Source organism: Nocardia sp. NPDC047038 (genome assembly GCF_040644075.1).
GTDB lineage: Bacteria > Actinomycetota > Actinomycetes > Mycobacteriales > Mycobacteriaceae > Nocardia > Nocardia sichangensis.
Window position 1 is genome coordinate 25,645 of the sequence record NZ_JBEYVQ010000028.1, and the last position, 12,743, is coordinate 38,387.

Consider the following 12,743-nt stretch of genomic DNA (forward strand, 5'->3'; position numbering starts at 1 on the left):
CTCCTAGTGGTGGAATTCGCCGGCGTTGACGTCCAGGCACGCGCCGGTGATCGCGCGCGCCATGGCGGACGCGAAGAACACGACCGCGTCGGCGATCTCGTCGGGTTCGGGCAGTTTGCGCAGGTCGGTGGTCTTCGCGGTCTCGGCGTAGACCTCCTCGGCGGTGATCCCCCGCTGCTGCGCCAGGTAGTTGAAGTACCACTTCAGGTTGTCGGCCCAGATGTAGCCCGGCGCGACGGAATTGACCCGGATGCCCTTCGGACCGAGTTCGGTGGCCAGGCTCTGCGCCAGCGCGAGCAGGCTGGCCTTGGCCATCTTGTACGGCCCGAAGGTCCGCCGCGAATGGTGCAGCACGGCCGAGTTGATCATCACCACCGAGCCCTTGCTCTCGGCGAGGGCGGGCACGAACAGCCTGGTCAGACGCAAGGCGGCCAGCACGTTCGTCTCGAAGCCCGCGCGCACCTGATCCAGGTCGACGTCGGCGAGGTCGACGATCGGCGGGATCGCGAAGGCGTTGTTCACCAGCGTGTCGACCTTGCCGAAGGCGCTGTGCGCGGTCTCGACCAGATTCGCGACCGCGGCCTCGTCGTTGATGTCGGTCGGCACGACCACCGCGCGCCTGCCCAGTTCGGTGATCTCCTTGGCCACCTCGGTCAGTCGCGATTCGGTCCGGGAAGCCAGCACTACGTCCGCGCCCGCCTTCGCGCTCTGCACCGCGATCGCACGCCCCAGTCCCGGCCCCACGCCGGAGACGACGACCACTTTGTCCCGCAGCAACATCAGCCGAGCATCCTCTCCGCGACGGCGACCTGACGCGCCGCGATCCGGTCGCGCCACTGCTCCGGCGTGACCCGCGCCTGTTCGTGGAACGGCAGGCGATTGGGCAGGTCCGCGACGGAAACGATCTCCACGGTCGGCCCGTCGTCGGGTTTCATCTCCCGCGACAGCCGCTGCCAGCGGAACTGGAGGTAGCCGCGGGAATGACCGGTGCGCTCGATCCAGTTGGCCAGGCCAGGATCACGCTCGCTGACCACCAGCCGGATCATCCCGTCCGGGTCCACGTGTGCCTGGTCGGCGGTGAGGCTGGTCTGATGGTTGATGTAATCCAGCGACAGGTACCACATGCTGCCGAGCTGGAAGCCCTGGTAGGGGACGTCGGATTTGGGCACCGTGATGATCATGGCCTGGTCGTCGTCCAGGTCGTAGTGACCCACCGAGGAGAACTGGGTGCTCAACCCGCCCGGCGTCGGCCTCGGCTCGGTCAGCGTGTTCACCGGCAGGTTCAGATAGAACCACTCCGGAAAGGCCAGGAAGGTCTTCAACCGCGACACCAGCATCTTGCCCGCCACGCCGTATCGCTTGGTGAGCACGTCCTTGGTCAGCGGCGGCGGCGCGTCGCCGATCCGGTCGACGCGCTGGATGCGGATCGTGCCCGCCTTCTCCGTCACCCAGTCGCTGTGCACCTCGCGGACCACGAGCATCGCCGCGTCGGCGCCGAGATGCACATAGCCGGAGCCCGCTTCGCCGGGTCCGAAGCGGATCTCGTAGGTCCCGTCCGCGCGGATGTCGAGCTTTCGGTCGTCGAAAGCGGTGAGGCTGTCGGGCACGTCGACGGGCGAATAGTTGCCGTTGAGCACCTGGAAGCTCAGGTCACGGGTGGTGCCGCGGGTGCCGGTCACCACATATTCGGCGTCCGGGCGCAGGTAGGAGTGGTAGTAGAGGGTGTCGGGGTTGTCCAGCCCCATCTTGGTGTATGGGCCGGTGGACATGACGAAGAACGGGAAGTCCAGCTCATAGGCCCAGGCCATCTGCAACGACGCGCGGATGCTGCCCGCCAGATAGTCGTAGCCCTCGACGAGGTCCTGTTCGGTGCGAATGTGCGCGGCTCCGGTGATGATCTGCTCGGCGGCGGCGATGGCGTCCGCGAACGGCTGTGTCAGCAAGAGGCTCTCTCCGGTGTTCCAAATATGTACCACTCTGGTACATTTCGATAGAAGAAAGATTAGAACGTGTTCTAGGAGTGGTCAATGGTCGGTCGTCGGTCCGCGCCCACCGCACGCGTGGTGCAGGTCCTGGATTTCTTCGTCGAACAGCGCGGGAAACGCTTCGGGCTCTCCGAGCTCGCCCGCGAACTCGACCTGGCCAAGCCGACCTGCCTGGGCATCCTCACCGAGCTGACCGCGGGCGGCTACCTGATGCGCGACGCCGACACCCGCACCTACGGGCTCGGGCCCGCACTGATCGCGGCGGGCCGGGTGGCGCAGGACAGCTTCGCCATCTCCGCGCTCGCCCGCGTCGAGCTGGACAAACTCTCCGCGCGCTACCACACCACCTGCACCGCGTCCGCGGTCGTCGGCGAGCAGATCATGGTGCTGGAGAGCACCGGACCCGGCCTGGTGAAGGTGGGCGCGGCCTACCATTTCGCGCCTCCGGTCGGCCTGATGTACGTGCTCTGGGACACCGACGCGGCGTTCGACGCCTGGCTGGCCAAGCCGCCCGCGGTGCCGTTGCGACAGGACGAGACGCGCCTGCGACAAGTGGTCGCCGAATGCCGCGAGCGGGGATTCCTGGTCGAGAGCATGACCACCGCGGGACGTCGGCTGTACTCACTGCTGGCCGGGGTCGCCGATCGGGACCTACCCCCTGAGCTGCGCGAACTGGTCGGCGAACTGGTGACGAGCCTCGGCGAGCGGGTGTATCTGGGCGCGGATCTACGGCCGCGCAAGGAGCACGCGGTGAGCCTGCTCGCCGCACCGACCTACGACGGCGACGGCAGGCAGAACATGGTGCTCACGATGTACGTCGGCCGCTCGATCACCGGGGCGGAGATCGCCCGCCGCGGCGCGGCGCTGGTGGACGCCGCTGACGCGGTCACGGCTAACTCGGGCGGACGCAGACCATTGACCTAAGACCGAAACGTGTTCTAGTTTTGCGGTGTGAGCCAGTACGCGAAGTCGACGGCGAGCACCTACGAGCTGCCCCATCTGGACGCGCTCGAGGCCGAGTCGGCGCACATATTCCGTGAAGTGGCAGCGACATTCGAGCGCCCGGTGTTGCTGTTCTCCGGCGGCAAGGATTCGGTGGTGATGCTGCACCTGGCGGCCAAGGCCTTCTGGCCCGCGCCGCTACCGTTCCCGGTGCTGCACATCGACACCGGGCACAATTTCGACGAGGTGATCGCCTATCGCGACGAGACGGTGGCCCGCTTGGGCCTGCGCCTGGTGGTCGGACGGGTGCAGGACGACATCGATGCGGGACGGGTCGTCGAGGAGACCGGGCCGCGCGCCTCCCGCAACCGGTTGCAGACGACGACGCTGCTGCGCTCGATCCAGGAGGGCGCGTTCGACGCGGTCTTCGGCGGCGCGCGCCGCGACGAGGAGAAGGCCCGCGCCAAGGAGCGGGTGTTCAGCTTCCGTGACGAGTACGGCCAGTGGGACCCGCGCAGGCAGCGCCCCGAACTGTGGAACCTCTACAACGGCAGGCACCGCGCGGGCGAGCACATCCGGGTGTTCCCGCTGTCGAACTGGACCGAACTGGACATCTGGAGCTACATCGCCGCCGAGGGCATCGAGCTGCCGCCGCTGTACTACGCGCACCGCAGGCCGGTGGTGCAGCGCGACGGAATGCTCTTGGCGCACACCCGTTTTCTCCAGCTGCTCGACGGCGAGGAGCCGTATGAGGCCACCGTCCGTTTCCGGACCGTCGGCGACGCGACCTGCACCGGCTGTGTCGAGTCCACCGCGGCCACACCCGCGGACGTGGTCGCCGAGGTCGCCGCGGCGCGGGTGACCGAGCGCGGCGCCACCCGTGCCGACGACCGCATCTCCGAGGCGGGGATGGAAGACCGCAAACGCGAAGGCTACTTCTGATGACGACCACACTGTTGCGCCTGGCCACCGCGGGCAGCGTCGACGACGGCAAATCGACGCTGATCGGCAGACTGCTGTTCGACTCCAAGACGCTGTTCACCGATCAGCTCGCCGCCGTGGAGCGCACCAGCCGCGACCGCGGCGACGACTACCCTAACCTCGCGCTGCTCACCGACGGCCTGCGCGCCGAACGCGAACAGGGCATCACCATCGACGTGGCGCATCGCTATTTCGCCACGCCCAGAAGAAAGTTCATCATCGCCGACACCCCCGGGCATGTTCAGTACACCCGCAACATGGTGACCGGCGCGTCCACCGCGGACCTGGCGCTGATCCTGGTGGACGCCCGCAAAGGCGTGGTCGAGCAGACCCGCAGGCACGCGTTCCTCGCCAGTTTGCTCGGCATCCCGCACCTGGTGTTGTGCGTGAACAAGATGGACCTGGTGGACTGGTCGCAGGACCGGTTCGAGGAGATCCGCGAGGAGTTCGCGCGCTTCGCCTCCAAACTCGACGTCTCCGATCTGACCTTCGTGCCCGTGTCGGCGCTGCACGGCGACAACATCGTGCACCGGGGCGCGAGCATGCCGTGGTACGAAGGCACTCCCCTGCTGCACCATCTCGAAGAGGTGCACATCGCCTCGGACCGCAACCTGATCGATTCGCGTTTCCCGGTGCAGTACGTCACCCGCAGCCACGCCCAGGACTTCCGTGGCTACGCGGGCACCGTGGCGGGCGGAGTCTTCAAGCCGGGTGACGAAGTGGCGGTGCTGCCATCTGGTTTCACCACCACAGTGGAGGCGATCTGGGGGCCGGGCGGCGCACCCGTCACGGAAGCTTTTCCGCCGCAGGCGGTCACCATCCAGCTCGCCGACGAACTGGACATCTCCCGCGGCGACCTGATCTGCCGCCCGAACAACCGCCCGAACACCGGGCGCGATCTGGACGCGATGGTGTGCTGGTTCGCCGAGGGCACCCAGCTCACCCCCGGCTCGACCTACACCATCCGGCACACCACCCGCGCGGCCACCGCCGAGGTGCGCTCCCTGGACTACCGGCTGGATGTCAATACCCTGCACCGCGACGAGCACGCGGAGGCGTTGTCGCTCAACGAGATCGGCCGCGTCCAGCTGCGCACCCGCCAGCCCTTGCTGTTCGACCCGTACCGGCGCAACCGCGCCACCGGCAGCTTCATCCTGGTCGACGACACCACGAACAACACCGTCGCGGCGGGCATGATCACCGGTCCGAGCCTGCCGTCCTCCCGGGTGGTCTGGCACTCCACCGCTGTCGAGCGCGACGAGCGCGCCACCCGCGGCCTGACGGTCTGGCTCACCGGGCTGTCGGGCTCCGGAAAGTCAACTGTCGCCGTGGAACTGGAGCGCAGGTTGGTGGCGGCGGGCCGCCCGGCGTTCCTCCTCGACGGCGACAACCTGCGCCACGGCCTCAACTCCGATCTCGGATTCAGCGCGGCCGATCGGGAAGAGAACGTCCGCCGGGTCGGCGAAGTAGCGAAACTGTTCGCCGAAGCCGGTGTGGTAGCGGTTGTTTCGCTGATCAGCCCCTACCGCGCCGACCGCGACCGCGCCCGTGCCGCCCACGAAGCGGCGGGCATCCCGTTCCTGGAGGTGTTCGTCGACACGCCGCTGTCGGTGTGCGAAGCGCGCGACCCGAAAGGCATGTACGCCAAGGCCCGCGCAGGCGAGATCCGCGGCTTCACCGGCATCGACGCCCCTTACGAAGCGCCGACCGAAGCCGAGATCGTCCTGCGGCCCGACCATGGCGATCCGGCGGCGATGGCGGCGACGATCCTCGCGCGGTTGAGCCGGATGGACTGACCGGACGAATCCCGTAACGGTCGATCGATGCTCGCACCTCGTCGGCGTTGCATCGGGGATACCAGAGTGTCAGCCGGAGCCCTGCGCCGCCGGTTGCCGGACCTTCACGCGCCTGTCCCGGGCCGGCCGCCACGCTCGGCGGTGCGAGCGGATACCGCGGGCTTCTCGGCGCGTGGCCCGCTGAGTGCGTCGCGGATCGTGTCACGTAGCCAGCGCTGGGCCGGGTCGGCGTCGAGCCGGGCGTGCCAGAACAGTCGCACTTCGACTTCCGGCAGGTCCGTGGGGAGGGGAAACCAGCGAATGCCGAGGGTTCGGCCGTACTGTTCGGCGAGGCGTTGCGGGACGAGGCCGACGTAGCGGCTCGTGGAGACCAGCAGCGCCGCGACGGCGAAGGACGGAACGACGGCGGCGACGTGGCGGTGCAGACCCGCGGCGTCGAGCGCGTCGTCGAGCGGGCCGCGAGCGCGTCCACGACGCGAGGCCGAGACGTGGGGATACTGGCACAGTTGCCGCAAGCTCGGGCGGCGGTGCCTGCCCAGCGGGCTGTCGGCGCGGACGATGCCGACCATCCGTTCCCGGTACAGCAAGGTTGTCCGGATGTCGGGAGCCGCGATGTCGCCCACACCGATGTCGAGATCGACCGAGCCGTCGCGGAGCGCCTCGGCGCTCTCGCTGCCTTCGGTGACGAAACGCAAGACCACGCCGGGGGCCACGGTGGCCGTGGCTTCGACCGCCGCCGTCGCCAGGGTCACCGCGAGGCCGTCGTTGATGCGGATCGTGAAGGTGCGCTCGAGCTCGCCGATCGCGACCTCGCGGTCGGCGCTGATGAGCGCGGACGCCTCGTCGAGCAGTGAGCGCACCCGCGGCGCGGTGCGCAGCGCGAACGGTGTGGCAGCCATGCCTCGCCCGGCCCGCACCAGGATCGGGTCGTTCATCGCCCGGCGCAACCGGCCCAGCGCCCGGCTGGTCGCCGGGATGGACAGGTGCAGTCGTTCGGAAGCCGCCGTGACGCTGCATTCCTGGAGCAGCGCGTCGAATACACGCAGGAGGTTCAGATCGAGCTGCTCGAGCATAGTTGCATGTTACGCAAAATAAGGTTGTAAAAGTTGCGTGGCATGCAGAGACGCGCGGTAAATACCGTCGAGGGCATGCCATTCAAAGTCTTGGTCCGGGATCGTGCGCCGTCACGAGACCCGATGTCTCCTGCCACCGCGCGGCGCGGCCTGCTCGCGCTCATGTGCGCCTGCGTCGTGCTCGTCGTCGGGATGGTCGCCGCGATCAATCTCGCCGTCCCGATGCTCGCCTCGAGCGCGTTGCATCCCTCCGCCTCGGCGTTGGTCTGGATCGTCGATACCTATGTCATCGTCTTCGCGTGTTTGGTGATTCCGGGCGGTGCCGCCGGGGATCGCTTCGGGCGCAAGGGAGTACTGCTCACGGGGTTGGCGCTGTTCGCGGTGGGTGCGCTGCTCTCGGCGACCGCGCCGAACGTGGTCCTGCTTCTGGCGGGCCGCGCGATCACAGGGCTGGGCGCCGCCGCGGTGCTGCCCAACACGCTTTCCGTCCTGCTGCACGCCGTCCCCACCGAACGCAAAGGCGCGACGATCGCCACCTGGGCCTCGATGACGGGCATCGGCGGTGTCGTCGGGAACGTCGGTGGGGGGTCGATCCTGTCGGGTGGATCGTGGCGCTGGCTGTTCGCCGCCGCCGTGCCGATCGCCTTGATCCTCTGCCTGCTAGTGGGGCGCGTCGCGCCGGTGTCGCCGCGTCATGACCGCACCATCGACCCGGTCGGCGCAGTGCTGCTCGTCGGTGCGTCGATCGCGCTGCTGCTCGGCATCGTTCAGGGGTCGGAAGCGGGGTGGGAAAGCCCGATCGTCATCGCCGGATTCGTCTGCGCCGCAGTGCTGTTCACCGTGTGGACGTTCGTCGAACTGAAGGTCGAACACCCGCTGGTCGATCCGCGCTTGTTCCGTGTACCGGGCCTGCGCAGTGCTTGCCTCGGCATGACGACGGTCTTCTTCGGCATGTTCGCGCTGTTCTATGTCAACGCGTCGTTCCTGCAGTACGGCAAGGGATTCGGCGTGCTGGAGACCGGGCTCGGCATCGTGCCGCTGACCGTCCCGATCATCCTCGCCGCGCGCCACGTCGGCCGGCTCGCACAGCGCATCGGTCTCGACACCACCATCGCGCTCGCGTTCGCGTTCGTCGGCTGCGGACTGCTCGGGCTGTCCACCAGCGGCACGCAGACGCCCTACGTCGAGTACGCGGCGTGGCTCGTCGTCACCGGAATCGGTGTAGCGCTGGCCCTTCCGACGCTCTCCGCAGCCATCGCCGGTTCGCTGCCGCCGGAGCAGGCGGGGGTCGGAGCCGGATTACAGGCCACCACCCGCGAGTTCGGCAGCGCCTTGGGTGTCGCCGTCATCGGCACTGTGCTCACCGCGCGCTTCGCCGCCGCGCTGCCATCGGACATCCGCGCCGCACACGATCCGCACACCGTGGCACAGGCACTCGCCGCCACCGCGCCGGACCGTGCCGCCGACATCGTCGCGGCGTTCGTCTCGGGCACGGACGCCGGACTTCGGGTGGTCGGTGTGAGCGTGCTCGTCCTCGGCGGGCTCGTCGTGCTCCAGTCGCTGCTGTCCCGGCGTGGCGGGTCCCGGTCGTCGTCGCCCGATACCGCTGCTCACACGATGTGACACGCACGGTCGATCACACCACGGTTGCCGGAACCACTCAGGTGAAGGCTTGCACCCCCCCGCTGTCGTCGTTTCGCCGATCAGTGGACGATACTCGCGCTCCGCACGACATACCGGATGCGGTCGGTGTTGTGCGCCTCTGCGCTGAGGTCGATGACCGTCGCCTCACCGACGCGCTCGACCAACTCCACGCCGATCTCGACCGGTACCGGATAGACCGAATCCGGCCCGAGATCATCTGATACGCCGAAGATCGGCAGCTTGTCGATCAACGTGTGCGTGACACCGTCGACGTCGGTGAACTCGACCGCGATAACGCCCGGCTGAGTGTCCGACACCCATCGAACGGCTTTCCCCCGAATAGTTGCCATTTCTCGAGCATGCCAGCGATTCGGTGCACGAGCCCGAACGCGCAGGCCTCCATGTTGCGGCCGAGCCGAACTGCCTCGCCCCCGACCACCGGTCGCTCGCTGTTAGCCACCGAAAGATCAAGTCCGCGACTGTCGATCGCGGATCTGCACGAAGGAGTATCGACATGCACGTTTTCGTCACCGGAGCGACCGGATGGATCGGCTCGTCGGTCGTCGACCAGTTACTGGACGCCGGTCACGAGGTCACCGGACTCGCCCGCTCGGACGCCTCCGCCGCCGCGCTCGAACGGAAAGGAGCCCGGTCCCGGCGGGGCGACCTCGACGATCTCGACAGCCTCCGCGCCGGTGCGGCGGACGCCGACGCCGTCGTCCATCTGGCAAACAAGCACGATTTCGCTGACCCGGCCATGACCAACCAGACCGAGCGCGACGCCGTGCTGACCATCGGCGAGGTCCTCGCGGGCTCGCACCGCCCGTTCGTGCTCGCCTCCGCCCTTGCCCTACTCGCCCCCGGCCGTCTGGCCACCGAGCAGGACCGGTCCCCGGCCCACGGCGCCGGCTCCCTACGCGGCGGCAGTGAGAATCTGGCGCTGGAGTTCGTGGAACGCGGCGTCGGCACGATCGTCGTGCGTTTCGCGCCCACCGTGCACGGCGACGGTGACCACCGCGGATTCATCACCGGTTTGGTGGCGACCGCTCGCGCCAAGGGAGTCTCGGCATACCTCGGCGACGGAACCAACCGCTGGGCGGCGATCCACCGCAGCGACGCGGGCCGCATCGTGCAACTCGCCCTGGACAAGCACGCCCCGGCGGGCACGGTCCTGCACGCCGCGGCCGAGACCGGCATCCCGACCCGCGACATCGCCGAGGCCATCGGGCGCGAACTAGACCTGCCCGTCGTCTCGGTCCCGGCCGACCGCGGCGACGAGCATTTCGGCTGGCTGAGCCGGTTCTTCGGAGCGGACATGGCCGCGAGCAGCGAGGCGACCCGCGCACTGCTCGGCTGGTCCCCCAGCGGCCCCGGACTGTTCGAGGACCTCGACAGCGGCTGCTACTGCCGCTGAGCAGGGGTTGCATCTCCTCGCGGTCGCAGAAGGGCAGGCGGTCGTCAACCCGCCTGCCCTTCTCTTGCGTTCTCGGATCGGCCGACCTCGGACCTGATCCGTAACGTTTCGACCGCCGCGCATTTCCATGAGCATTCGTCCGCGTCACACTCTCGATGAACCTGCATGAGCAGGTGGGCCGTCGTCGGGGCTGAATTCCGGGCCGTCCATCGGCTCCGCCGCGGGCCAGCCCAATGGCGGCCAGCCGTGCAGACACAATTGTTCGTGGCTCACGCGTTCGGCGATGTGAAAGAAGCTCGGTCCGCGCGACGGCCTTCGCCACGCTGCACCGACGGCAGCTGGGTCGGCTCGGTCGAGCTCCTGGCCGCACGGTCACGCCGACCGCCACGGCAGGAGCCGACGAACCGCCTTTCGTCCCGAGGTGATGTGCGGGGGTCGCGACATCAGGGAATCCTCGCCCCGAATACACCACCCGAACGCCACCCACCGGTCGTCGTCATCGGTGATCACATACTCCTCGGCGCCTCCGAGAATGATCGCCTCGACCGCCGCGGCCGCCTGGGACGGCTTGTCCTCGAATTGGATTTCGTAGTCGGCGATGGCGCGGACGCACCAGCCCGTTTCGATGCGCACCGCGGCGTCGCCCATATCCACCAGTTTGATGTGTGGATTGACCCCGCGCGCTTCGGCTTCCGTGGACGAGGATCCGCTGGAGAGCACCAGCGTGCCGGGATTCGAAAACGTCTGAATGGCGTAACGCTCGGCGATGGCAAACACCTCCGAGCAGAACATCTCCCATTCCGTCCCGCTCACCCCGGCCTCCCAGCTCACTTGCAACCTTGCCCCGCTTCGGCACTACTTACCGCACGGATTCACCACCGTGTCCGAGTACCGCCACGCCGAGGATTGCGAGGCTACTCCCCCGTACACGCCGCCCCCACGAGCAGCCGTCCGGTACTCCCCGTCCGCGCAGGTGGTGGCGCCTTGGGCAACGAGTTTGGTCCCCGCGGTGGGTTTGATGGCCTCGTTGTGGCCGCCGTCGACCCGCTTCCAGTTCCCACCCTCCTTGCGCTGGAGTTCGACATCGATGTACAGCGAGTCGATGTCCGCCGTGCACTTGATACCGCCCTTTCCGACGATGTCGGTCGGCGTGCCCTTGGAATTGTGCGGATTCATGGCCTTCACGGCGTCCACGTGGCAGTTCGCGTTGCCCGGCCCGGGCGCCGCGTCGGCGGCGGGCAATGCCACACACGTGGTCATCAAGACCGCCAGCACGCCACCCGCGACCGCCCCGATATTCTTCGCGTACTTTGTCATTCGCTTACCCCCGTTGATGGAATCTTCGGTTCTGCATCTGGTTGGACGTCGAAGCACCCCGATCGGTTCCATCGTGCAGCGAATTTTTCATCCGCCGTCCGCCGCCGCGCGCCCGCTACGCCCCAGCGCAGTGTTCTCGAGGTATTCCTCCTCGTCGCCACGCATGGCGTAGGCAGGCGGTGACAACCGCCTGCCTACGACTTCCATCGGATCAGCCGAGTGCGCTGAAGAACTCGCGGATGTCGCCGATCAGTAGGTCCGGCACCTCGAGGGCCGGGAAATGGCCGCCGGAGTAGAACTCCGACCAGTGGGTGATGTTGTGGGTTCGTTCGGCGAAGCGGCGGATGGCATAGTCGCCGTCCTTGAACACCGCTACCCCGGTCGGGACGGTGCCCTTCGGTTTCGGGGCGAACATGGTGGCGTCGTGGAAGCGTTCGTAGTAGAGGTTCGCGACGCTGCGTGCGGTGTCGGTGAACCAGTAGATGCTGACCGTGGTGAGCAGGCGGTCGAGGTCGACGGCCTGGTCGGGCAGGTCGTGGGAGCTGTCGGTCCACTCGCGGTACTTCTCCACGATCCAGCCGAGTTGGCCGGTCGGGGAATCGGCGAGCAGTTGGGCGATGGTGTTCGGGCGGGAACCCTTCAGGTTCATGTAGGCCGAGCCGTCGTCCTGGAATCTCTTCATCGCGGCGAGCCGCGCCTTCTCCGCGTCGGTGAGCGCGGCCATGTCGGCGGGGTCGCCGGTCGGGAAGGTGACCAGAGCGTTGACGTGCACGCCGAGGACGTGGTCGGTGTCGATCCGCGCCAGTGCCGGAGCGATGAACGCGCCGTGGTCGCCGCCCTGCACGCCGTAGCGGTCGTAGCCGAGGCGAGCCATGAGTTCGGCGAGCGCCGCCGCGATCCGGCCGTCGTTCCAGCCTCGCTCGGTGAGCGGGCCGGAGAAACCGTGGCCGGGCAACGACGGGATGACCAGGTGGAACGCGGGCGCGTCCGAGTCCGGGTCGGTCAGCGGGCCGATCACATCACGGAAGTCGGCCACCGAACTGGGCCAGCCGTGCAGCAACAACAACGGGGTCGCGTCCTCCCGGGGTGAACGCACGTGCAGGAAGTGCACGTTCTGGCCGTCGATGGTGGTGGTGAACTGCGGGTAGGCGTTCAGCTCCGCCTCGGCCGCACGCCAGTCGAATTTCTCGGCCCAGTACCCGGCCAGCTCCTTCAGGTACGCCGTCGGCACACCGCGCTCCCAGCCGGCGTCGGGCAGTTCATCGATCCAGCGGGTACGCGCCAGCCGCAGCCGAAGCTCGTCCAGGTCGGCCTGCGGAATGTCGATACGGAAGGGGCGAATCTCGGTGTTCGTCATGCCATTGATACTTCGCGTAACGAGGTGACCGCCGAATCACGAGAAATCACTATTTCCGCGCTTGCCCAGCCCACCGATGAGTAACGCCGAACCCAGGCCATACCTCTATCGGCCACGACCCCGGCGGCGCGCTGGTCGGGGCCGAGGCCGCGCCCCCGGTCCCAAGTTCGCGAGTGGCACACCACTGCGGCATCGGCCGAGAAGACCTCTCGATGGTGTGCCCCTCGCGAACTC

The 12,743-nt window shown here is 67.9% G+C and carries 12 protein-coding genes; 5 read left to right on the top strand and 7 right to left on the bottom strand.

The features are described 5' to 3' along the window. Window positions 1-3 precede the first annotated feature (3 nt). Together ABZ824_RS38145 and ABZ824_RS38150 are read right to left on the bottom strand one after the other, a co-directional pair. Window positions 4-780: an SDR family oxidoreductase gene (locus tag ABZ824_RS38145; protein WP_356969605.1), complete on the bottom strand. Its 777-nt coding sequence runs from the start codon at window positions 778-780 to the stop codon at window positions 4-6. After that, on the bottom strand, window positions 780-1,943 hold the full coding sequence (locus ABZ824_RS38150; RefSeq protein WP_356969607.1) for a hypothetical protein: 1,164 nt from the start codon (window positions 1,941-1,943) through the stop codon (window positions 780-782). The genes ABZ824_RS38145 and ABZ824_RS38150 overlap by 1 nt, the downstream gene beginning before the upstream one ends. Window positions 1,944-2,027: 84 nt before the next feature. Here ABZ824_RS38150 and ABZ824_RS38155 point away from each other — a divergent pair, with 84 nt between their 5' ends. The 3 genes from ABZ824_RS38155 to cysC are packed head-to-tail and all read left to right on the top strand — an operon-like array spanning window position 2,028 to window position 5,704. After that, the gene (locus ABZ824_RS38155; protein ID WP_356969608.1) at window positions 2,028-2,909 is read left to right on the top strand and encodes a helix-turn-helix domain-containing protein; all 882 of its coding nucleotides are present in this window, start codon (window positions 2,028-2,030) and stop codon (window positions 2,907-2,909) included. A 27-nt stretch (window positions 2,910-2,936) separates the two neighbouring features. Beyond that, window positions 2,937-3,869 carry a sulfate adenylyltransferase subunit CysD gene (gene cysD / locus ABZ824_RS38160; protein ID WP_356969610.1) on the top strand — a complete coding sequence of 311 codons (933 nt, stop codon included), beginning with the start codon at window positions 2,937-2,939 and terminating at the stop codon, window positions 3,867-3,869. Continuing rightward, window positions 3,869-5,704, top strand: a complete 1,836-nt coding sequence (gene cysC, locus ABZ824_RS38165; RefSeq protein WP_356969612.1) for an adenylyl-sulfate kinase — start codon at window positions 3,869-3,871, stop codon at window positions 5,702-5,704. The genes cysD and cysC overlap by 1 nt, the downstream gene beginning before the upstream one ends. A gap of 104 nt (window positions 5,705-5,808) precedes the next feature. Here the strand turns inward: cysC and ABZ824_RS38170 are convergent, their stop codons facing one another. Next, on the bottom strand, window positions 5,809-6,777 hold the full coding sequence (locus ABZ824_RS38170) for a LysR family transcriptional regulator (protein ID WP_356969614.1): 969 nt from the start codon (window positions 6,775-6,777) through the stop codon (window positions 5,809-5,811). Between the two features lie 75 nt (window positions 6,778-6,852). Here ABZ824_RS38170 and ABZ824_RS38175 point away from each other — a divergent pair, with 75 nt between their 5' ends. Continuing rightward, on the top strand, window positions 6,853-8,400 hold the full coding sequence (locus ABZ824_RS38175) for an MFS transporter (protein WP_356969616.1): 1,548 nt from the start codon (window positions 6,853-6,855) through the stop codon (window positions 8,398-8,400). Between the two features lie 80 nt (window positions 8,401-8,480). Here the strand turns inward: ABZ824_RS38175 and ABZ824_RS38180 are convergent, their stop codons facing one another. Beyond that, window positions 8,481-8,771, bottom strand: a complete 291-nt coding sequence (locus ABZ824_RS38180) for a hypothetical protein (protein ID WP_356969618.1) — start codon at window positions 8,769-8,771, stop codon at window positions 8,481-8,483. A gap of 164 nt (window positions 8,772-8,935) precedes the next feature. Here ABZ824_RS38180 and ABZ824_RS38185 point away from each other — a divergent pair, with 164 nt between their 5' ends. After that, window positions 8,936-9,835: an SDR family oxidoreductase gene (locus tag ABZ824_RS38185; protein ID WP_356969620.1), complete on the top strand. Its 900-nt coding sequence runs from the start codon at window positions 8,936-8,938 to the stop codon at window positions 9,833-9,835. Window positions 9,836-10,207: 372 nt separating this feature from the next. Here ABZ824_RS38185 and ABZ824_RS38190 read toward each other — a convergent pair whose 3' ends face one another. The 3 genes from ABZ824_RS38190 to ABZ824_RS38200 all read right to left on the bottom strand — a co-directional run bounded on the left by ABZ824_RS38190 (window position 10,208) and on the right by ABZ824_RS38200 (window position 12,509). After that, a complete protein-coding gene (locus ABZ824_RS38190; RefSeq protein ID WP_356969622.1) occupies window positions 10,208-10,648 on the bottom strand; it encodes a hypothetical protein in 441 nt (146 codons plus the stop codon). Window positions 10,649-10,690: 42 nt separating this feature from the next. After that, entirely contained in the window at window positions 10,691-11,152 is a 462-nt protein-coding gene (locus tag ABZ824_RS38195) for a hypothetical protein (RefSeq protein WP_356969624.1), read from the bottom strand. Between the two features lie 211 nt (window positions 11,153-11,363). Further along, the gene (locus ABZ824_RS38200; RefSeq protein WP_356969626.1) at window positions 11,364-12,509 is read right to left on the bottom strand and encodes an epoxide hydrolase family protein; all 1,146 of its coding nucleotides are present in this window, start codon (window positions 12,507-12,509) and stop codon (window positions 11,364-11,366) included. Window positions 12,510-12,743: the final 234 nt, after the last annotated feature.